We start from the raw sequence: 19,773 nt of genomic DNA on the forward strand, positions 1-19,773 counted from the left end.
GCTCTTGCTCTTGCTCTTGCTCTTGCTCTTGCTCTTGCTCTTGCTCTTGCTCTTGCTCTTGCTCTTGCTCTTGCTCTTGCTCTTGCTCTTGCTCTTGCTCTTGCTTCTAAGCGCGCGATAGTTCAGGCAACGCCAATTGCGACTTCAGGAGGCCGAGCGGAGTTCTTGCGTAGGGAGGTGACGGGCATGGATGCCCGTCAAGCGCTGCGCCCCAGGATGGGGCGTTCAGCGCGGTCCTCCCGGGAGCAAGAACAGAGCGAGGGAACCCCGGAGCGAAGCGCAGGGGCCGGATGAACGGAGCGGGACGGTTTTGCCTACTTTTCCCACGAGAAAAGTAGGCCGCCGTAAGGGCGGAAAGGTGACTAAATGTCGTTATCTTCTACGAATGCGCATAAAAATATCAAAACAGTAATCCCATAACCAGAACAGAACAGAACAGAACAGAACCAGAACCAAACCTTTCAGGCAATAAACTCCGACTCCCCAACCTTCCGCCCCTCACCCTCATCCTGCCGAACACTGAGCACCACAGCCCTCCCACACAACCCGACCAACCCCAAACTGGCCACCACGATATCCCCCATGCCCATACCAGCAAGCATCAAAAATAGACTGATCCGAAACAGTGCGGTCATGGCCATCTCCAAGGCAGGGTTAACGAACTCCAGAAAACCACCATAACCCTGAAGCCCCCCATCGACACCGGCAGGACAAGCCTTTGGCACTGAATCCCCCCGCTTTGGCAGAAAGCCCGTCACTTGACGCCACCCCCCATCCCTGATTTGATTGAAACCGTTTTCATCAACCCTGCAAAAGCGCAAACAAGAAGGAAACAGGGTGAACAAAGAGCCAGCTCCCGTCCGCGGGCGGGTCACCATCAGCGAGGTCGCCAAGGCCGCCGGCGTTTCCAAGGCGACGGTCTCGCGCTACATGGGCGAAGACAGGCAACTGCTCGCCGAAGCCACCGCGCAACGCATCGAGGCCGTCGTCGAACGCCTCGGCTACCGCCCCAACCGCATGGCCAGCGCCCTCAAGCGCGGCCGCACCGGGCTGATCGGCATGCTCCTGGCGGATATCCGCAACCCCTACTCGGTGGCGGTGATGCACGGCGTCGAGACAGCCTGCCGCCAGCACGGCTACAGCCTGGTGGTGTGCAACACAGACTACGATGACGACCAGGAACGCAATCACCTGCAGGCCCTGCAGTCGTACAACGTCGACGGCCTGATCGTGAACACCCTCGGCCACCGCGCCGATGAATTGGCGAAGCTGGCCCGTGACTTGCCGATGGTGTTGGTCGACCGGCAACTGGCCGGCCTGGCGGTCGACCTGGTAGGGCTGGACAACAGCGACGCCGTCGAACAGGCCCTCGATCACCTGCAACGCTGCGGTTATCGCGACATCCTCGCCGTGACCGAGCCGCTCGACGGCACCAGCTCCCGCCAGGAGCGGGTCGATGCCTTCCAGGCTTCCATCGCCCGGCGCCCTGGCCTGCGTGGGCAGGTGCTGGAGGTGGGCGTGGACCTGCCGGAGCAACTGGGCAGCTTCATGGCCGGGGCAGGGCACGGCCCGCAGGCGCTGTTCACCTGCAACGGCGTTGCCACCCTGGAAGTGGTAAGCGTGCTGCACGCCCGCGGCGGGACGCTGTTCCAGGATGTGGGCCTGCTGGCGCTGGACGAACTGGACTGGTACCCGCTGGTAGGCAGCGGCATCACCGCCCTGGCCCAGCCCACCGGGCGGATCGGTGCCGCAGCGTTCCAGTGCCTGCTGGAGCGCCTGCAAGGCAGCGGTTCGCCGGCACGGCGCCTGGATTTGCAAGCCGAACTGATCCCGCGAGGCTCCACCCGATCACAAGCATGACGGCGTCCTTGACGCCGTTGCTGCTGACGAAAAATGAAACCGGTTTCATCCACAAGAACAAGGACCACACACATGCAAACGCCCATTGTCTCCATCAGCTTGTCGAGTTTCGGTGCCGATGTCGTGCGGCGCCTGGGCCAGGCCAGCTATCTGCCGCTGCTGGCCGCCGCCGGTGCGCGGCGGGTGGAATGGCGCGAGGAACTGTTCGATGCCGCGCCCGATGCCGCTACCCTGGCCAACCTGGCCGCCGAGCATGGCCTGCAGAGCCTTTACTCCACGCCACTGGAGCTATGGCGCGAGGATGGCAGTCTGGAGCCGGCCATCGCCCAACGTTTGCAACGGGCAAGCGAGATCGGCGCGGTGGCGCTTAAGGTATCGCTGGGGCATTACCAGACGGGTTGCGACCTGCAGGCCCTGGCGCCATTACTGGGGCACAAGACGGCGCTGTACGTGGAAAACGACCAGACGCCCTACGGCGGACGGCTGCAAACCCTGGAAAGATTCTTCCGCGAAGCGCAGGCGCAGGGCGTGGCGCCGGGCATGACCTTCGATATCGGCAACTGGTACTGGCACGACGAATCGCCGCTGCTGGCGGCGCAACTGCTGGGCCGCTGGGTGCGTTACGTACACTGCAAGGCTGTCGCCCGGCGAGCCGACGGGCGCCTGGTCGCGGTCGTGCCCCAGGCGCTCGACCTGGTGCAGTGGCGCGAACTGATGACGCATTTCGCCCCAGACCTGCCGCGGGCCATCGAGTACCCCCTGGCCGGCGACGACCTGTTGGCGCTGACCGCGCGGCAGGTCGCGCAACTGGCGCAGCTGGAAGGGCAGGTGTGCCATGGCTGAGCACGACGTCCTGTGTTTCGGTGAAACCATGGCCATGTTCGTGGCCGCGCAGCCTGGAGAGCTGGCCCAAGTCGAGGGGTTCGGCAAGCGCATCGCCGGTGCCGACAGCAACGTGGCCATCGGCCTGGCACGTCTGGGTCTGGGGGTGCGCTGGCTGAGCCGGGTCGGCAATGATTCGCTCGGTGCCTTCGTGCTCGACACCCTGCGCCAGGAAGGGCTGGACTGCTCGAGCGTCGAGATCGATGACGAGCACCCCACCGGGTTCCAGCTCAAGGAACGCTGCGACGATGGCAGCGATCCGAAAGTCGAGTATTTCCGCCGTGGCTCGGCGGCCAGCCGGCTGTCGCCGACCCAGCTGCAACCGGCGTTGCTGGAGGCCCGACACCTGCATGCCACCGGCATCCCGCCGGCCCTGTCCGGCAGCTGCCGCGCGCTCTGCCACCAGTTGTTGGACGACATGCGCGCCCATGGCCGCAGCATTTCCTTCGACCCCAACCTGCGCCCCTCGCTGTGGCCGGACCGCCAGACCATGGTGCGCGAGATAAATGCACTTGCGTTCAAGGCCGACTGGGTCCTGCCGGGGCTTGAGGAGGGGCGCCTGCTGAGCGGCCGCCAGTCGCCGCAGGGCATCGCCGAGTTCTACCTGGAGCAAGGCGTGCAATGCGTGGCCATCAAGCTCGGTGCCGAAGGTGCCTACTGGCGCGACGCCAAGGGTGAACATGGGGTGGTCCCGGGTTTTCCGGTGGCCCGGGTGGTCGACACCGTGGGCGCGGGCGACGCCTTCGCCGTTGGCGTGATCAGCGCCTTGCTCGAGGGCCTGCCGTTGCGCCGGGCCGTGGCCCGGGGCAATTGGTGCGGCAGCCGGGCGGTGCAGAGCCGAGGCGACATGGAAGGCCTGCCGCAACGCCACGAACTGGACCTGCACGAAAACGCTTCGATCCAACCACGCTGAATCGCCGGACCGTCCGGCACCTGATGTGACAAGAACAACAAGACCAGGAGAATTCCCCATGCAGCTTGATCGACTCGCTCCCAGACGCTGGTGGTACATCATGCCCATCGTCTTCATCACCTACAGCCTGGCCTACCTCGACCGGGCCAACTATGGCTTTGCCGCGGCCTCGGGCATGGCCGACGACCTGAAGATCACCCCGGCGCTGTCGTCGCTGCTCGGCGCGCTGTTCTTCCTTGGCTACTTCTTCTTCCAGGTGCCGGGCGCCCTTTACGCGCAAAAACGCAGCGTGAAGAAGCTGATCTTCGCCAGCCTGATCCTCTGGGGCGGCCTGGCGACCCTGACCGGCGTGGTCCACGACGTCTATTTGCTGATCGTCATCCGCTTCCTGCTGGGCGTGGTGGAGGCGGCGGTGATGCCGGCCATGCTCATTTACCTTTGCCACTGGTTCACCCGCGCCGAACGCTCGCGGGCCAACACTTTCCTGATCCTCGGCAACCCGGTGACCATCCTGTGGATGTCGGTGGTCTCGGGCTACCTGGTGCAGCAGTTCGACTGGCGTTGGATGTTCATCATCGAAGGCGCGCCGGCGATTCTCTGGGCCTTCATCTGGTGGCGCCTGGTGGATGACCGCCCGGAGCAGGCCAAGTGGCTGGACGCCCGCGAGAAGGCGGCGCTGCGCCAGGCGCTGGACGCCGAGCAGCAGGGCATCAAGCCGGTGAAGAACTACCGCGAGGCGTTTCGCTCGCCCACGGTGCTGATCCTGTCGCTGCAGTACTTCTGCTGGAGCATCGGCGTATACGGTTTCGTCCTCTGGCTGCCGTCGATCCTCAAGCAGGCGGCGACGCTGGACATCATCACCGCCGGCTGGCTGTCGGCGGTGCCGTACCTGGGGGCGGTGGTTGCCATGCTCGGTGTGTCCTGGGCCTCGGACCGCCTGCAGAAGCGCAAGCGCTTTGTCTGGCCGCCGCTGCTGATCGCCGCCCTGGCATTCTATGGCTCGTACAGCCTGGGCACTGAACATTTCTGGTGGTCCTACGCCTTGCTGGTGATCGCCGGGGCCTGCATGTATGCGCCGTACGGGCCGTTCTTCGCCATCGTGCCCGAGCTGCTGCCGGCCAACGTCGCCGGGGGCGCCATGGCGCTGATCAACAGCATGGGCGCGCTGGGCTCGTTTTCCGGTTCGTGGCTGGTGGGCTACCTCAATGGCGCCACCGGCGGCCCCGGCGCCTCCTACCTGTTCATGTGCGTGGCGCTGCTGCTGGCCGTGGCCCTGACCGCCGTTCTCAATCCCTTGCAACAGACACGCCGGCAAAGCCTGGCGCCCAGCCGATAGGTACCGTGCAATGAAGAAACGCATCGTCCTCTACAAACGCCTGTCCGACGCGCTCATGGCCCGTCTGCAGGCGCACGCCGAGGTCACCCTGGTCGAATCGCCCAGTGCTGACGGCCTCGCCCGGTTGCGTGCGGCGCTGCCGGGCGCCCACGGGCTGCTTGGCGCCAGTTTGCGCCTGGACGCCCCCTTGCTTGATCTGGCGCCGCAGCTGGAGGTGGTCTCCAGCGTCTCGGTCGGCGTCGACAACTACGACATCGACGCTTTCAATCAGCGCGGCGTGCTGCTGACCAACACCCCCGATGTGCTCACCGAAACTACCGCCGACACCGGCTTCGCCCTGATCCTGGCCTGTGCCCGGCGGGTCGTCGAACTCGACGGCTGGATCCGCGCCGGTCACTGGCAGGCGGGCATCGGGCCGGCGCAGTTCGGTTGCGACGTGCAGGGCAAGACCCTGGGCATCGTCGGCATGGGCCGCATCGGCGAAGCCCTGGCCCGCCGCGCGCATGCCGGTTTTGGCATGCGCGTGCTGTACCACACCCGCCAGCCGCGGCCCGAGGTGGAGGCGCGGTTCGCCGCCGCGCATCGCAGCCTGGAGGCATTGCTGGCCGAGTCCGATTTCGTCTGCCTGTGCCTGCCGTTGACCGCCGCGACCGAGAACCTGATTGGCGCGCCACAGCTGGCGCTGATGAAACCGTCGGCGATCCTGGTGAACATCTCCCGTGGCCGGGTGCTCGACGAGGCTGCGTTGCTCCAGGCCTTGGCCGAGCGACGCATTCGCGGCGCCGGCCTGGATGTGTTCGTGCGCGAACCGTTGCCGGCTGATTCACCGTTGCTGCAACTGGACAACCTGGTGGTGACGCCGCACATCGGCTCGGCCACCGAGGAGACCCGCGAGGCCATGGCCCGCTGCGCGGTGGACAACCTGCTGGCCGCCCTGGCCGGCGAGCGGCCGCAGAACCTGGTCAACCCGCTTGCCTGGTCGCGGCGAAACCCATGAGCGGGGCGAGCACTGCGCTCGCCCCGTTTTTGCCATAACAACAGCCCTTGCCCGATTCGATATCCCGGGGTCGCGCCGCGGCCCTTTTGGCAAAACAAGGCCGCTTAGCCGAGACAGCGCTGTCTCGATCTGCGGCCCTGGGAACTTCATCGGTGAAAAGGGCGACGATTTCCGTATGACCTGATCAACAGAGAGACATCCTCATGTCCAAGGACCAACCCGCCTCCGTGCAACCGGCGCGCCGGGCGTTCCTGCGCCAATCCCTGACCCTGATCCCGGTGGCGACCCTCGCCGGCACGGGACTGGGCGGCGCAGTGCTCGCCGACAGCGCCACCCCGGCACCCGTCGAACCGACCCGACCGGCCCCGGCGCGTGCCTACCGGCCGAGCTTCTTCACCCAGCAAGAGTGGGCCTTCGTCAGCGCCGCCGTGGCGGTGCTCATCCCCACCGACGCCCTTGGCCCCGGTGCGGCCGATGCCGGCGTGCCCGAGTTCATCGACCGTCAGCTCAACACCCGCTATGGCAGCGGCGGGCTGTGGTACATGCAGGGGCCATTCCGCCCCGACGCGCCCAGCGAATTGGGCTACCAGCTCAAGCTCAGCCCCCAGGAGATCTACCGGCTGGGCATCGCCGAAACCGACGCCTGGTGCCAGGCACAGTTCGGCAAGGCGTTCGCCCAGCTTGGTCCTGAACAACAGCAGCAGGTGCTCGAGGCCCTGGACGGCGGCAAGCCGGCCTTTGCCTCGGTGCCGGCGGCCACCTTCCTCGGCATGCTCTGGCTCAACACCCGCGAGGGCTTTTTCAGCGACCCCCTGCACGGCGGCAACCAGGGTCTGGCCGGCTGGAAGCTGGTCGGCTTCCCCGGCGCCCGCGCCGACTTCATGGACTGGGTGGAGCGCGACGAGCGCTATCCCTTCCCGTCAGTGTCCATCAGCGGCGAGCGAGGTTGAGCCATGAGCCAAGTGATGAAGAGCGTCGATGTTGTCATCGTCGGGTTCGGCTGGGCCGGGGCGATCATGGCCAAGGAACTGACCGAGGCCGGCCTGCAGGTGCTGGCGCTGGAGCGTGGTCCGGCCCGGGATACCTACCCGGACGGCGTCTATCCGCAGACCATGGACGAGTTGACCTACAACTCGCGCAAGAAGCTGTTCATGGACATCTCCCGTGAGACCGTGACCCTGCGCCACAGCGTTAACGACGTGGCCGTGCCGTACCGCCAGTTCGGCGCCTTCCTGCCCGGCACCGGCACCGGCGGAGCCGGGCTGCACTGGTCCGGCGTGCATTTTCGCGTTGACCCGGTGGAGCTGCGCCTGCGCAGCCACTATGAGGAGCGCTACGGCAAGCGGTTCATTCCCGAAGGGATGACCATCCAGGACTTTGGCGTGAGCTACGAAGAGCTGGAGCCGTACTTCGATTTTGCCGAGAAGGTGTTCGGGACCTCCGGCACCGCCTGGTCGATCAAAGGTCAGGTGGTGGGCCGCGACAAGGGTGGCAACCCGTTCGCCGCCGACCGCTCCAGCGATTTTCCGCTGGCAGCGCAGAAGAACACTGTGTCGGCGCAGTTGTTCGAGAAGGCCGCCCGCGAGATCGGCTGCCACCCCTACAACCTGCCGTCGGCCAACACTTCCGGGCCGTACACCAACCCCTACGGCGCGCAGATGGGACCGTGCAACTTCTGCGGTTACTGCAGCGGCTATGCCTGCTACATGTACTCCAAGGCGTCGCCCAACGTGAACATCCTCCCGGCCCTGCGCCAGGTGCCGAACTTCGAGCTGCGCAACAACGCCCATGTGCTGCGGGTCAACCTGACCGCCGACAAGCGCCTGGCCACCGGTGTGACCTACGTCGACAGCCAGGGTCGCGAGGTGGAGCAACCCGCCGACCTGGTGATCCTCGGCGCGTTCCAGTACAACAACGTACGCCTGATGCTGCTCTCGGGCATCGGCAAACCCTATGATCCGGTGAGCAATGAGGGGGTGGTCGGGCGCAACTTCGCCTACCAGAACATCTCCACCGTGACCGCGTTCTTCGACCGCGACAGCCACCACACCAACCCCTTCATCGGCGCCGGCGGCAACGGCGTGGCGGTGGATGACTACAACGCCGACAACTTTGACCATGGCCCGCACGGCTTCGTCGGCGGATCTCCGTTCTGGGTCAACCAGGCCGGCGCCAAGCCGATCTCTGGCACCAAGGTGCCGCCGGGCACGCCGAAGTGGGGCAGTGCCTGGAAGGCCGCGGTGGCCGATAGCTACCGGCACATGCTGTCGATGGACGCCCATGGCGCGCACCAGTCCTACCGCGACAACTACCTTGACCTGGACCCGGTGTACAAGGATGCCTACGGCTTGCCTCTGCTGCGCATGACCTTCGACTGGAAGGACAACGACGTGAAGATGAACCGCTTCATGGTCGAACGCATGGGCAAGATCGCCGAGGCGATGGGGCCCAAGGCAATCAGCGCGGGCAAGAAAGCGTTCGGCCAGCACTTCGACGCCTCCACCTACCAGACCACCCACCTCAACGGTGGCGCGATCATGGGCACCGATCCCAAGACCAGCGCGCTCAATCGCTACCTGCAGTGCTGGGACGTGCACAACGTGTTCGTGCCCGGCGCCTCGGCCTTCCCCCAGGGCCTGGGCTACAACCCCACCGGCCTGGTGGCGGCGCTGACCTACTGGTCGGCGCGGGCGATCCGCGAGCGCTACCTGAAGAACCCCGGTCCATTGGTGCAGGCGTGAGGAAGGCCAATATGAAGACATTGTTCATCGCCATGCTGGGCCTGGGCGCCAGTACCTTGCTGCAGGCCGCCGACGCGGTGGACCCGGCGCAGGTCAGGCAAGGCGAATACCTGGCCCGCGCTGGCGACTGCGTGGCTTGCCACACCGCCAAGGGCGGCAAGCCGTTCGCCGGCGGGCTGCCCATGGAAACGCCCATCGGTACCCTGTACTCGACCAATATCACACCCCACGCCAGCGGTATTGGCCAGTACAGCTACGAGGACTTCGAACGCGCCGTGCGCCAGGGCATCGGCAAGGACGGCAGCACGCTGTACCCGGCCATGCCGTATCCGTCCTACGCCCGGGTCAGCGACCCGGACATGCAGGCGCTCTACGCCTACTTCATGCATGGCGTGCAGCCAGTGGAGCAGCAGAACAAGGGCAGCGACATCCCCTGGCCGCTGAGCATGCGCTGGCCGCTGGCGTTCTGGCGCGGGTTGTTCGCGCCGCCCGTCAAGCCGTTCGAAGCCGCTGGGCGCGATGCGGTGGTGGCGCGCGGCGCCTACCTGGTCGAAGGGCTGGGGCATTGTGGCGCGTGCCACACGCCGCGGGCGCTGACCATGCAGGAAAAAGCCCTGGATGCCGGTGACGGCGCGGCGTTCCTGGCCGGCAGCGCGCCCCTCGAGGGCTGGATCGCCAAGAGCCTGCGCGGTGACCACAAGGATGGCCTGGGCAGTTGGGACGAGGCGCAGATCGTCGCCTTCCTCAAGACCGGGCGCAACGAGCGCACCGCGGTGTTCGGCGGCATGAGCGATGTGGTCGAGCACAGCATGCAGTACATGAGCGACGCCGACCTGACCGCCATCGCCCGCTACCTCAAGACCTTGCCGCCGGTGAACCCAGACGACAAACCGTTTCGCGAGGACCGTGCCGTCGCCCAGGCGCTGTGGCAGGGCAATGACGGCAAGACCGGCGCGGCGCGCTACGTCGACAACTGCGCCGCTTGCCACCGCACCGACGGCAAGGGCTACGCCCGGGTGTTCCCGGCGCTGGCCGGCAACCCGGTGGTGCAGGGCGAGGACGCCACCTCGCTGATCCATATCGTGCTCGAGGGCGCGACCTTGCCGGCCACTGCAACGGCGCCTTCTACCTTCAGCATGCCAGGCTTCGGCTGGCGGCTGTCGGACCAGCAGGTGGCCGATGTGGTCAACTTCATCCGCAGCAGCTGGGGCAACCAGGCGGCGGGGGTGAGTGCAGGGCAGGTGGCGCAGTTGCGCAAGGCGCCACCTGTGCCGCTCAAGGCGGAGTCGTTAGTGGGTGACACGACGGGCACCGTGGAGCCCTGATGGTCCGATGGGGGACGCCTGGCGTCCCCTTTGGTCTTGACTCATCGAGTTAGCGAGACGCTGGCGCACGACAATATCATCTCGAAATGACATTAACTAAGTCTCGCAAACTGGTTTAGTTAAACGATGTAAGCAATTGATCTATAAGTATTTATCTTTTTGCTACAGCATGCTGCACGCACTGCTCGTAGTACGTCTGCTTGATTGCCGTGGGCTTGAGCCGCGACCGGCTGTTATAGGTCTGCTCGGTAATGCCGAACGCCGTCATGCGCATCCATGGCTTGGCAAATTTGCGCACCTGCAGCTTCTTGCGCGTGGCGTAAAGGGTGACCCCGGATAGCTTGGCCTGCTGCGCCTCGGCGGCGATCTGCGCACCCCAGCCGCACACCTGGCGATCGTTCGGGCTCAATGCCCGGGCCTGGGCGCCGAAGGCGGCGGTGGCCAGCAGGCAGCCGGCCACGGTTGCTAGAATCACTCGCATGTTGCTGTCCTAAGCATCTGAAGGAAAACAAAGTTTGCCTACGCTCGCGACGCCTGGGGGCCAGCAGTTTGCCGTCAGGCGATGGCCATTTGCAGGCCGTCGTGCTGGCGCGTGCGCAGCGACTGGAGGGCCAGGGCCGCGATCCACAGCACGCCGACGCCGTAGTTCAGGCGCTGGTAGAGACCGAACAATTCACCGCTGTGCACAGACTTGGCCATCAATACGACAGTGAGCACCGCCAGCAGCGCGCTCAGCAGCGACCCCCAGGCCAGCCCCGGGGATCGGGCCAGACGCGTGCCCAGGCCGATCCACAGCATGCTGGCGAGGGTCAGCGAGAAGAACATCAGCAGGCCGCCGAGGTTATGCATCTGTTGCGAGACCGATGGCTGCAGCGGCGCGCAGCCCTGGTCACAGGCAAATCCGCCGGTCACCAGGCTGCCCAGGCCATGCAACAGCACCAGAAGGGCGCTCAGCCGCGCCAGCTTCGAGTGCCGCCAGCGCCGCGCCAGGCCCCAGGCAAACAGTGTGAACAACAGGGCCAGCGGGAAATTGTTGACCCACGGCGACAGCCCGTGGGTGGGGGCGTCGACCGCGCCGAGCTGGCTCATGGCTTGCTGCAGGTGGTCGTAGCCGGGGTAGGCCAGGGCCGTCAGGGTAACGCCCAGCAACAGCCAGAGGGGGATGAGCAAGCCGCTGGCGAGCAGCAGGCGATCGAACGTCTTCATACAGTGCCTTCCTTGGTGAATGCTGGGCGCAGCCTACCGCGTCGCCGTGGCCATTCGCCAGTCTTAGCGGCCGTTGACCAGCATCACCAGCAGCACGCAGGCCAGCAGCGCCAGGTAGGTGCGGGCGTGCACGCTGTCGGAGATGCGCCCGAGCAGGGGCGCGGCCAGGTGCATGCCGAGCCAGGCGCCGACGGTCATCACCAGCGCCGCGCGCAGGTCGATGAAACCCAGCAGGCCCGGGCCCAGGTCGGGCTGGCCGGCCGGCAGCAGCGCATACACCAGCGTGGCCGCCAGGGACATGGGCAGTGACAGCGGGTTGGCCATGGCCGTGGCGGTGCGCATGCTGGCGCCGCGACGGCGCATCAACGGTACGGTCATCACGCTGCCGCCCACCCCGAGCAACGCCGCCAGTGCGCCTATGGGCACGCCGACCAGGGTGGCGCCGGCCCTGCCCAGTGGCTCCAGGTGATGTTCGCCAGCGTGTACGAAGCCTGGACGCAGCCAGGCGTCCAGCAAGCTCAGCGCCAGGTAGGTAATGAACAGCCAGCGCAACCAGGCGCTGGTCACGTACAGCGCCACCCAGGCCCCGAGCAGCGCGCCCAGGGCGATGGCCGGCGCCAGTGGCCGCACCAGGTCCCAGTGCAGGCTGCCCGCGCGGTGGTGGCGCCAGGTGGCCAGGGCACTGCTGAAGATCATCACCGTGGCCGAGGTGGCCACGGCGATCTGCATGGCGTGCTGGGCCACGGCCGTTCCCGCGCCATGGCTGGCCAGCAACAGGGCATAGAACAGTGGCACGGCGAAGAAGCCACCGCCGAAGCCGAACAGCAAGGTGGTGACGCCGGCGCACAGGCCGAACAGGCCAAGCAGGGGATAGAGCATGGGGTGGGCCTCGGAACAGGAGTGAGGCGGTCAGGGTAGGGATCAGCCACTTGGCTGGCTTGCGCAACCTGGCCAATAATCGTCGTGTTTCGGCCAGAGCCTCCTTTCATGCGCAATGTTCCCCTGTCCCAGGTCGATGCCATCCCCCGTGCAGTGCTGGCCATTGCCACCGACTATCCGCCCGACACCTTGCTGCCCAGGCATGTCCATCGCCGGGCGCAGTTCCTGTATGGCATGAGCGGACTGATGGAGGTGCTGACCGATGACGGCGCCTGGGTCATCCCGCCTGGCAGCGGGGTGTGGATTCCGCCCGGCAAGCCGCACCAGGTGCGCATGCGCGGGGTGAGTACCCGCAGCCTGTACATCGAGCCGACCGTGCTGCCCAGGCCGAGCAGCGTGTGTGAGGCACTGCGGGTCGGGCCGCTGCTGCACCAGCTGTTGCTGGCCAGCGCCGAGGTGCCGGCGCTGCATGACGAGGCGGGACGCGATGGCCTGCTGCTGCGTCTGGTTCTGCATGAGCTGGGCCAGGCCGAACCGCTGCCGCTATTCGCGCCGCTGCCAGCTGAGCCGCGCCTGGCGGCCCTGTGCCAGGCATTCCTGGCGCAGCCGTCGGTCCACACCCGTGGCGAAACCTGGGCAGCGCAGCTCAACTGGAGCCCGCGTACCTTCAGCCGGCGTTTTCGCGAGCAGACCGGGCTGTCGTTTGGCCGGTGGCGCCAGCAGGCCTGTCTGATGGCTGCGGTGACGCGGCTTGCCACCGGCGAGGCGGTGACCACCATCGCCTTGGATCTGGGCTATGAAAGCCCCAGCGCGTTTTCCAGCTTGTACCGGCGAGTCATGGGCCAGCCGCCGTCGACGGCACGCCAGGGCCTATGAAAACCTCGTATGATTAGCGGGAAGGAAAAAAAGATCGCGGAGACAGGCACAAGCCCGCCGCCCGCTTCCACGGGAGGTGTTCTGGGACCAGCAGAGGGTGACCGGGGAAACGGGGGCGGTATTGCACCGCCCCGCGATCAAAGCTAACGAAGCTTCGGTGGGTCAGGCAGCCTGGTGGTGCTTGACCTGGGACTTGCGGACCTGGGCGCGGCAGGCGTCGCCGAAGGCCTGGAACATCTTGATCGAGTCGGGGTTCTTCGCCGCCTGCCACTCCGGGTGCCACTGCACCGCGAACAGGAAGGGCGAGAGGCTCGGGGCGTGGATCGCCTCGACCAGGCCGTCTTCGGCATGGGCGATCGGCTCGATGCCGGCACCCAGGTTGCGCAGGCCCTGCCCGTGCAGCGAGTTGACGCGGATCTCGTCAGTGCCGAGGGTATCGCGCAGCCAGCTGCCTGGCTTGATCTTCACGCTGTGCACCGGGGCGTACTGGACGTCGACCGGATCATCCGGGTTTTCCCGGTGGTCGTTGAAGCCGGGTTCGGCATAGACCTTCTGGTAGATGTCGCCGCCCAGGGCCACGTTGATTTCCTGCATGCCGCGGCAGATGCCGAAAATCGGCAGGCCGCGCTTGATCGCCGCCTTGACCAGCGGCATGTCGAACAGGTCGCGGTCCTTGTCCTGGCCCTTGCCGGGGGTCTGGTTTTCCTGGCCGTAGAGGGTCGGGTCGATGTTGCTGCCGGCACCGGTCAGGTAGACGCCGTCGGCCATGTCCAGGTAGGTCTCGAGGTCTTCGACGCCGCAGCAGGTGGGCACCAGGACCGGGACGCAACCGGCGAACTCGACCAGCGGGGTGATGTATTTGTGGGTCATGACTTGATAGTCATGGCCTTTGCGCTCTTGGCTGCCCATGGTCATCAGGACGACGGGTTTGCGCAGGGAGGGTTGCTTGTTGCCAATGTTGCTGTTGGACATATGTCACCTTGAGACAGGTCATGCCTGTCGTTGTTGTGCAGGCGCACGGCCTGGGCCCTGAGTGCTGCCTGGAGCCCCGAGCACTGCCGGCTCGCCTTGCAGGCGATGTCGGTCGGGGCCTGACTCATAGCTTGCCAGAGCCGTTCGATATGTCAAACGAGTGGCGAGTTGTCCAGGCGCCGTTTTACGGGGGATTGGGGCCGCCGGGGCCTTTGGTGACAAGGGTTTGGTGGGGGTGTTGGTCAATAATATTTAACGACGCAGTTGGGTCTTTGCGTCGGTGCAATGATCGTCATTGGCAGGGGCGTCGGGGGGCTTGGCCTTGTGGCCGCATTTACCTCGAACTCTATGTATTTCCAGTGGGGTGAACTGTTTTTTGCGAAGGATGCAGACTCACAGTGGTCTTCTTAGGTGCGGGTTGTGATGGTTAGTTTCCATAGCGTTTATTGTTGATCAATAAATTTCTTGATCTTGATCTTGATCTTGATCTTGATCTTGATCTTGATCTTGATCTTGATCTTGATCTTGATCTTGATCTTGATCTTGATCTTGATCTTGATCTTGCTTCTAAGTGCGCGATAGTTCAGGCGCCGCCAATTGCGACTTCAGGAGGCCGAGCGGAGTTCTTGCGGAGGGAGGTGACGGGCATGGATGCCCGTCAAGCGCTGGGGCCCAGGATGGGCCCTGCAGCGCGGTCCTCCCGGGAGCAAGAACGGAGCGAGGGGACCCCGGAGCGAAGCGTAGGGGCCGGATGAATGGAGCGAACGGTTTTTGGTTCCTTTTTGCCACGACAAAAAGGAACTCGCCGTAAGGGCGAAAAGGTGACTATGCGTCACCATAGCAAATGAATGCGCATATAGATTTCAAAACAGACTATTTAAAAGTAAAAGTAAAAGTAAAAGTAAAAGTAAAAGTCAAAGTCAAATGCGATCGGCGTGGGTTTTAATAGGTGTAAGCGCATTCATTTTCTATAATGACGCATAGTCACCTTTTCGCCCTTACGGCGAGTCACTTTTTGTCAAACGCCCTGAGCGCCGGCCGGACAAAAGTAACCAAAAAACGCTGCGCTCCATTCATCCGGCCCTACGCTTCGCTCCGGGTCCCGCACTCCGGCCTTGCTCCCGGGAGGACCGCGCTGCAGGGCCCATCCTGGGCCCCAGCGCTTGACGGGCATCCATGCCCGTCACCTCCCTTCGCAAGGCCTGCGTTCGGCCTCCTGAAGTCGCGAAGGTACGGGCGGCGCCTGGGCTGGCGCAGCTGCCGCTAGCTGCCAGTGAGGTTGAGCATGCGGATACCAAAATCAAGATCAAGATCAAGATCAAGATCAAGATCTGCATCAGCATGAACGGCGACGCAGTCTTGCAAGAGGGTGCGGACAGGGTGGCGCTTATTGCGCCCAGAACCATGAACCGTTAATGCAGGATCTGCTTCAAGAACGCCTGTGCCCGCGCCGTTCTGGGCTGCCCGAAGAACACCTCCGGCGGGCTGTCCTCGATAATCTTCCCGCCCTCAAGGAACAGCACCCGTTCAGCCACTTGCCGGGCGAAACCCATTTCGTGGGTGACGCAGAGCATGGTCATGCCGGTGCCGGCCAATTGCACCAGCACATCCAGTACCTCGGCCACCATCTCCGGGTCGAGCGCCGAGGTCGGCTCGTCGAACAGCATGATCCTCGGCTTCATGCACAGCGCCCGGGCGATCGCCACCCGCTGCTGCTGGCCGCCGGACAGCTGGCTGGGGTACTTGTGCGCCTGACTCTCGATGCCGACCTTGCTCAAGTACAGCCGCGCCCGCTCCTCGGCCTCCCGGCGCGACAGGCCACGCACGCTCATCGGCGCCAGCAGGCAGTTGTCGAGCACGCTCATGTGCGGGAACAGGTTGAAGTGCTGGAACACCATGCCGATCTCGCTGCGCACCTGGTCGGCTTGGCGGCCTTTGCTCGCCAGATCGGTGCCGGCCACGCGGATGCTGCCCTGCTGGGCGATCTCCAGGCGATTGATGCAGCGGATCAGCGTCGACTTGCCCGAGCCCGACGGGCCGCAGAGCACGATGCGTTCGCCCTCGCGCACCGACAGGTCGATGTCATGCAGCACATGGAAGGCGCCGTAGTGCTTGTTCAGGCCCTCGATGCGGATCAGCTCCGGGCGCGGATCGGGGGCAGGGTGCAGGCTGGCAAGGCTCAGGGGGGCGGTCATCTTGTTGTTCTCCCGCTCAAGGTTCAGTCGAAACGTGCGGCGCTGTAGGGCGCAGGGTCGGTGAAGGGGCGTTCGCCGGTCATCAGTTCCGCCAGCAGGCGGCCGCTGACCGGCCCCAGGGTCAGGCCGTGGTGGGCATGGCCGAAGTTGAACCACAGGTGCTTGTGCAGGGGCGCCGGGCCGATCACCGGGCGCATGTCCGGCAGGCAGGGGCGGCGGCCCAGCCAGGGCTTGTCGTCCAGGCGCTCACCCAGGGCCGGGAACAGCTGGCGTGCCAGGGCCTCGCAGCGGCGTAGCTGGATCTCGTTGGCGGCGGCGTCGCTCGCCGCGAATTCGATGCCGGTGGTCAGGCGCACGCCACGGGCCATCGGCGCCAGGACGTAACCGCCCTGGGTGTCGCAGATCGAATGACCCAGCTCGGCGCCGTCGCGGGTGGCGTAATGCATGTGGTAGCCGCGCTTGATGCCAAGTGGAAAGCGGTAGCCCAGCCGCTGGTAGAGGTCGGCCGACTGCGGGCCGAGACAGGCCACCACGTCGTCGGCGGTCACGCTGCCGCGACGCGTGTCCAACTGCCAGCCGTTCTCGACCTGGCGCAGGCTGCGCGCGTCGCCATGGAGGAACTGCCCGCCGCGCTGGACGAACAGCGCGGCGTAGCCACGGGTCAGGCCTCCCGGGTTGCTCACCGTCTTCGGGTCGAGCCAGTGGATGCCGCCGATCACGCCACCGTCCAGCTGCTGCTCGCGGGCCTGCAGTTGTTCGCGTTCGAGGATCTCGTACTGCAGGCCGTAACGGGCCAGCCCCTTCAGATCGCCTTTGGCCTGTTCGAACAGCGCGGCATCACGGTACACCTCGATCCAGCCCTTGGCCTGTACCAGTCCTTGCAGGCCGGCGGCCTCGATCAGCGCATCGTGTTCCTCGACGCTGCGTTGCACCAGCGGCAGCATGTCGGCGGCGGCCTTGGCCAGTTGCCCAGGCGCGGACTGGCGCCAGTAGCTGAGCAGCCAGGGCGCGACCTTGGGCAGGTGGGTCAGGCTGTAGCGCACATCGGGCTGGCGGTTCAGGCCGTAGCGCAGCAAGGCACTCCACTGGCGCGGGAAGGCGTAGGGGATCACGCTGGAGCGCTCGATCAGCCCGGCGTTGCCATGGCTGGTGCCGCTGCCCGGTTCGTCACGGTCGACGAGGAGCACCTGGCGTCCGCGGGCCTGCAGGTGCAGGGCGGTGCTGACGCCGACGATGCCGGCGCCCAGGACGATGGTCTGGCAATGCATGGAAGGATTCCTTCAATCAGTTCAGGTGGCGGCCCAGGCGGGCCTCCAGGTGTTTCAGGGTGCGCCGGACCACCTCGACGATCAGCAGGTAGAGCACCGCCGCCCACAGGTAGATCTGGAAGTCGAAGCTGCGCGAGAAGGCCAGCTTGGTCACCCCCATCAGGTCGTAGATCGTCACCAGCGAGGCGATGGCGCTGGCCTTGATCATCATGATCAGCTCATTGCCCAATGGGCCGATGGCCACCAGCAGCGACTGCGGCAGCACCACCTTGAAGAAGGTGGTCGAGCGCTTGAGGTTCAGGGCCTTGGCGGCCTCGTACTGGCCTGGCGCGACGGCCATCAGGCTGGCGCGGAAGATTTCGGCCTGGTAGGCGGCGGTGTTGAGGGTGAAGGCGAGCAGTGCGCAGTACCAAGCCTCGCGGAAGAACCACCACAGCCCCAGGTCCTGCCAGAAGCCCTTGAGCGAGCCCAGGCCGTAGTACAGCAGGAACAGCTGGGCCAGCAGTGGCGAGCCGCGGAAGAAGTACACATAGCCGGCGGCCAAGCGTTGCAGCACGAGGTGCTGCGACATCCGCGCCAGGGCCAGGAGCATGCCCAGCAGCGCGCCGAGGGTGAACGAGATCGCCACCAGCTTGGCGGTGACCAACAGGCCATCGACGAAGCGCGCGCCGTAGCGCTCCAGCAGGTCGGGATCGAGCACGTAGGCCAGCAGTTGCTCCGGGCTCATGGGCGGGCTCCTTGCAGATGGCGGTTGCTGCGCCGCTCCAGCAGGGCGAAGACCCTGCCCGACAGCGCCGAGAACAGCAGGTAGACCAGGCAGGCGACGCCGTAGAACAGCATCGGTTCCTTGGTCACGCTGACCGCCAGGTTGGTCTGGCGCATCAGGTCGATCAGCGAGATGGTCGAGACCAGCGAGGTGTCCTTGAGCAGGCTCAACCAGTTGTTCGACAGGCCCGGCAGGGCGATGCGGGTCAGTTGCGGCAGCACCACCTTGAAGAATCCGGTGCGCTTGCCCAGGCCCAGGGCCGCGCAGGCCTCCAGTTGGCCCTTGGGCAGGGTCTTGAAGGCCATCAGCCAGATTTCACTGGAGAACGCGGCGAACACCAGGCTGAAGGCAACCATGGCGGCGAGGAAGGTGTTGATCAGCACCTCGCCCTGGTAGCCCATCGCGGCGAGGATCTTCTGCGCGGCGATCTGGCAGCCGTAGTAGATGATCAGCAGGGTGAGCAGTTCCGGCAGGCCGCGGAACACAGTGGAAAAGGTGGTGGCCCAGGCCCGCGGCAGGCGTTTGCGCGAGCGCGCGGCCAGTGCTACCAGCAGGCCCAGCGGCAGGCCGATGGGCAGGCAGGCCAGGGCCAGCGACACGGTCACCAGCGCGCCGGCCAGCAGCGCCTGGCCCCAGCCACCGCTGGCGAAGGAGAGCAGGGAGAGTTGATCGAGCATGGATGCATCCTCGAGGTCGGCGGGTCGCATAGCGCCCTGATCGCGATGCAAGGCCGCTTCCAGGGGGATGGCGGCCTCGTGTCGCGAAAGGGCTGCGGGCAGCCCCAGGATTCGTATCAGTTATAGATATCGAAGGCGAAATACTTGCTCGCGATCTTCTGGTAGGTGCCATTGGCCACGATCGCTGCCAGCGCTTCGTTCAGCCGCACGCGCAGGGCCTCGTCATCCTTGCGCACGGCAATCGCCGCGTCGGCCTTGGTGCCGTCGACGTCGCCGAGTATCTTGCAGCAGTCCTTGCCATTCTTGTTCAGCCATTCGTGCAGCGGGAACTTGTCGGCGATCACCCCGTCCAGGCGTCCGGCGGCAAGGTCGGCGTTGGCCTCGTCCAGGGTCGGGTACAGTTTCACATCAGCGCCGGCCTTGCCGTACACGTCCTCGGCGTAGATCGCCTGGGTCGAGGCGGACTGGGCGCCGACCGTGTAGCCCTTGAAGTCGGTCTGCGCGTCGCTGATCTTGCTGTCCTTGGCGACCGCCACGGTCAGCGGGGTGCGGTAGTAGCGGTCGGTGAAGGCGATCTTGCGGCGCCGTTCCTCGGTGTCGATCATCGAGGCCACCACGGCGTCGTACTTGCGCGCCATCAGCGCCGGGATGATGCCTTCCCAGTCCTGGGCCACCAGGGTGCACTCGACTTTCATCTGCTCGCACAGGGCATGGGTGATGTCGATGTCGAAGCCGTGCAGCTGGTTGTCGGCATCGACGTAGTTGAACGGCGGGTAAGCGCCTTCAGTGGCAAAACGCAGGGTCTCGGCACTGGCGCCGGCCGCCAGCAGCAGGGCGCACGCACCCACCACAGCCATGGTTCCTTTCATCTCGCACCTCG

General features: G+C 65.4%; 20 protein-coding genes. 10 read left to right on the forward strand and 10 right to left on the reverse strand.

Translation table 11 applies throughout. The features are described 5' to 3' along the window. Positions 1-461: 461 nt before the first annotated feature. A complete protein-coding gene (locus AC25ND_RS25745) occupies positions 462-845 on the reverse strand; it encodes a hypothetical protein (protein ID WP_143496158.1) in 384 nt (127 codons plus the stop codon). Here AC25ND_RS25745 and AC25ND_RS25750 point away from each other — a divergent pair. The 8 genes from AC25ND_RS25750 (at position 838) to AC25ND_RS25785 (ending at position 10,054) form a co-directional block, all read left to right on the forward strand. Beyond that, a complete protein-coding gene (locus tag AC25ND_RS25750) occupies positions 838-1,860 on the forward strand; it encodes a LacI family DNA-binding transcriptional regulator (RefSeq protein ID WP_028692132.1) in 1,023 nt (340 codons plus the stop codon). The genes AC25ND_RS25745 and AC25ND_RS25750 overlap by 8 nt on opposite strands. A gap of 72 nt (positions 1,861-1,932) precedes the next feature. Next, a complete protein-coding gene (locus AC25ND_RS25755; RefSeq protein ID WP_028692133.1) occupies positions 1,933-2,703 on the forward strand; it encodes a sugar phosphate isomerase/epimerase family protein in 771 nt (256 codons plus the stop codon). Further along, a complete protein-coding gene (locus AC25ND_RS25760) occupies positions 2,696-3,655 on the forward strand; it encodes a sugar kinase (protein WP_028692134.1) in 960 nt (319 codons plus the stop codon). Before AC25ND_RS25755 ends, AC25ND_RS25760 begins: the two co-directional genes overlap by 8 nt. Positions 3,656-3,713: 58 nt before the next feature. Continuing rightward, a complete protein-coding gene (locus AC25ND_RS25765) occupies positions 3,714-4,991 on the forward strand; it encodes an MFS transporter (RefSeq protein ID WP_186597722.1) in 1,278 nt (425 codons plus the stop codon). A 10-nt stretch (positions 4,992-5,001) separates the two neighbouring features. Beyond that, positions 5,002-5,988, forward strand: a complete 987-nt coding sequence (locus AC25ND_RS25770; protein ID WP_182325264.1) for a 2-hydroxyacid dehydrogenase — start codon at positions 5,002-5,004, stop codon at positions 5,986-5,988. Positions 5,989-6,191: 203 nt separating this feature from the next. Next, entirely contained in the window at positions 6,192-6,938 is a 747-nt protein-coding gene (locus tag AC25ND_RS25775; protein ID WP_028692137.1) for a gluconate 2-dehydrogenase subunit 3 family protein, read from the forward strand. 3 nt (positions 6,939-6,941) lie between these two features. Next, entirely contained in the window at positions 6,942-8,729 is a 1,788-nt protein-coding gene (locus AC25ND_RS25780) for a GMC family oxidoreductase (protein WP_182325267.1), read from the forward strand. A gap of 11 nt (positions 8,730-8,740) precedes the next feature. Further along, positions 8,741-10,054, forward strand: a complete 1,314-nt coding sequence (locus AC25ND_RS25785; RefSeq protein WP_036986531.1) for a cytochrome c — start codon at positions 8,741-8,743, stop codon at positions 10,052-10,054. A 151-nt stretch (positions 10,055-10,205) separates the two neighbouring features. On the opposite strand, the gene AC25ND_RS25790 is transcribed toward AC25ND_RS25785, so the two are convergent. The 3 genes from AC25ND_RS25790 to AC25ND_RS25800 form a co-directional block, all read right to left on the reverse strand. Continuing rightward, positions 10,206-10,535, reverse strand: a complete 330-nt coding sequence (locus AC25ND_RS25790) for a hypothetical protein (protein ID WP_028692139.1) — start codon at positions 10,533-10,535, stop codon at positions 10,206-10,208. A gap of 74 nt (positions 10,536-10,609) precedes the next feature. Further along, positions 10,610-11,260: a DUF998 domain-containing protein gene (locus tag AC25ND_RS25795; protein WP_182325274.1), complete on the reverse strand. Its 651-nt coding sequence runs from the start codon at positions 11,258-11,260 to the stop codon at positions 10,610-10,612. Between the two features lie 63 nt (positions 11,261-11,323). Beyond that, positions 11,324-12,139 carry a sulfite exporter TauE/SafE family protein gene (locus AC25ND_RS25800; protein WP_062363045.1) on the reverse strand — a complete coding sequence of 272 codons (816 nt, stop codon included), beginning with the start codon at positions 12,137-12,139 and terminating at the stop codon, positions 11,324-11,326. A gap of 108 nt (positions 12,140-12,247) precedes the next feature. Here AC25ND_RS25800 and AC25ND_RS25805 point away from each other — a divergent pair, with 108 nt between their 5' ends. Further along, complete coding sequence (locus AC25ND_RS25805) at positions 12,248-13,015, forward strand: AraC family transcriptional regulator (protein WP_028692142.1); 768 nt, start codon at positions 12,248-12,250, stop codon at positions 13,013-13,015. A 162-nt stretch (positions 13,016-13,177) separates the two neighbouring features. Here AC25ND_RS25805 and AC25ND_RS25810 read toward each other — a convergent pair whose 3' ends face one another. Beyond that, positions 13,178-13,987, reverse strand: coding sequence for a gamma-glutamyl-gamma-aminobutyrate hydrolase family protein (locus AC25ND_RS25810; RefSeq protein WP_182325278.1), 810 nt, complete (start codon positions 13,985-13,987; stop codon positions 13,178-13,180). A gap of 1,176 nt (positions 13,988-15,163) precedes the next feature. Between AC25ND_RS25810 and AC25ND_RS25815 the strand changes: the two genes are divergently transcribed. Then, positions 15,164-15,403 (forward strand): hypothetical protein, encoded by a 240-nt coding sequence (locus AC25ND_RS25815; protein WP_486976669.1) that lies wholly within the window; start codon positions 15,164-15,166, stop codon positions 15,401-15,403. Here AC25ND_RS25815 and AC25ND_RS25820 read toward each other — a convergent pair. From AC25ND_RS25820 to AC25ND_RS25840, 5 genes are all read right to left on the reverse strand, one after another. Further along, positions 15,400-16,182 (reverse strand): amino acid ABC transporter ATP-binding protein, encoded by a 783-nt coding sequence (locus tag AC25ND_RS25820; protein ID WP_028692145.1) that lies wholly within the window; start codon positions 16,180-16,182, stop codon positions 15,400-15,402. The two genes, AC25ND_RS25815 and AC25ND_RS25820, sit on opposite strands and share 4 nt — an antisense overlap. Before the next feature lie 23 nt (positions 16,183-16,205). Next, entirely contained in the window at positions 16,206-17,450 is a 1,245-nt protein-coding gene (locus tag AC25ND_RS25825) for an NAD(P)/FAD-dependent oxidoreductase (RefSeq protein ID WP_028692146.1), read from the reverse strand. Positions 17,451-17,466: 16 nt separating this feature from the next. Then, positions 17,467-18,177: an ABC transporter permease gene (locus AC25ND_RS25830; protein ID WP_028692147.1), complete on the reverse strand. Its 711-nt coding sequence runs from the start codon at positions 18,175-18,177 to the stop codon at positions 17,467-17,469. Continuing rightward, positions 18,174-18,893: an ABC transporter permease gene (locus AC25ND_RS25835; protein ID WP_028692148.1), complete on the reverse strand. Its 720-nt coding sequence runs from the start codon at positions 18,891-18,893 to the stop codon at positions 18,174-18,176. Before AC25ND_RS25835 ends, AC25ND_RS25830 begins: the two co-directional genes overlap by 4 nt. Positions 18,894-19,009: 116 nt before the next feature. Further along, complete coding sequence (locus AC25ND_RS25840; RefSeq protein ID WP_028692149.1) at positions 19,010-19,762, reverse strand: transporter substrate-binding domain-containing protein; 753 nt, start codon at positions 19,760-19,762, stop codon at positions 19,010-19,012. Positions 19,763-19,773 lie beyond the last annotated feature (11 nt).

This window comes from Pseudomonas sp. P110(2024) (assembly GCF_057480795.1).